Raw genomic sequence first — 1,214 nt, 5'->3', positions numbered from 1 at the left:
CTTCCGCGTGGCCCCGTTTTAACCGGTATGGGATCTTTTGCCCACTCCGTTTTGGCCTTCTCTAGGATGCAATCATACCTCAGTTCATACTGCTCAATCAGTTCTGCTGGTAGCAGCTGGTTCTTATCGCGGTATGTTTTGGTTGATTTCCACGCTTCCTGAAGTAAGGTGTTCATCTCTGTTGGCCACTCATGCTTGTCGTTCTCGGCAATGCCAATGCAATCACGCATGAAGTGCGCGTTGCAAAGCGCATGCTCAAACATGTACTCCGCTTTGAAGTACGAGGAAAAGCAGTCGTGTACGAGAACTTGTTTGTAATTCGGAAGCACACCCATTCGAGCAAAAGCCTCGCTGCCGCGTTTGGGGTATATGAGGAGCAGGGTCCAGAGGTTATTGGAAACGGTATGAAGCCATTGTTTCGTTGTCCCCACCTTCATGTTCGTTTCATCTGCATGTAAAAGTTCTTGAAGAAGAAGCTGTTCACGGATATCCGAAAGTGTTGGTTCCACAGCCGCAGACATGGTTTGGACTTGTTTAATTAAGGTCGCTTCGCTGGGCTGGTGTCCCAGCACATCTTTGTAAAAACGACTGATGCGCTCAAGTGGCAACAGCTGATACACGCTCAAGTATGAGGTCAAAGAGGTCATGCGAGGCCCGTATTGAACAGGAGCAGAAATTTCGGACGGGAACAACGCTTGCTGTTTGGTTTTGCAATGAGGACAGCATTTCTTCTCCGCACGGAATTCGGTTATGTACATACGAATGTCGGGAAGATCAAATTGTTGCCTTCTTTCGTATCCGTCAGCTTTAACATCTTCTATGTTCACTTTACAATGCCTGCAAGAGGAAACACGAGACCAAGTCGTAAAATCTGGAGAGTCAGAAAACCGAAGCGTGTGTCCTGGATGCCCCTTTGGGGCTCCATTTTTCCCACCTTTTTGTCGCAAATTAACTGGTTTACTGAATCCGTCGCTAGAAGGAGGTTTACTGCTATTATTGGAGTTCATTCCGAGCTTGCGCTTCAACTCGCGCACCTCAGCTTCTAGTTCTAGAATGCGATTGTTCATCAGAGTAAATATAGCTTCAATTTCTGGATCGCCTTTACTGAATATTTTTATTTGTTCTGTCGTGAACATGGCAGGAACCCCTTTTATGGTTGATTCCTATAATTACCACAGAATTTATATTTCGTAACAGGTACCTAAGTAGTAACT

At 45.8% G+C, this 1,214-nt stretch carries 1 protein-coding gene; it reads right to left on the bottom strand.

Annotation, left to right across the window (positions count from 1 at the left end; translation table 11 throughout):
• Positions 1–1,136 (bottom strand): IS66 family transposase (gene tnpC, locus A8708_RS00095; RefSeq protein WP_068661511.1); only part of this gene is annotated, 1,136 nt, incomplete at its 3' end.
• Between the last annotated feature and the right edge of the window lie 78 nt (positions 1,137–1,214).

The sequence above is a fragment of the Paenibacillus oryzisoli genome, from assembly GCF_001653565.1.
Taxonomy (GTDB): Bacteria; Bacillota; Bacilli; order Paenibacillales; family NBRC-103111; genus Paenibacillus_E; species Paenibacillus_E oryzisoli.
Note: the sequence above shows the minus strand (reverse complement) of the source record. Positions and strands in the feature narration are given on the sequence as shown.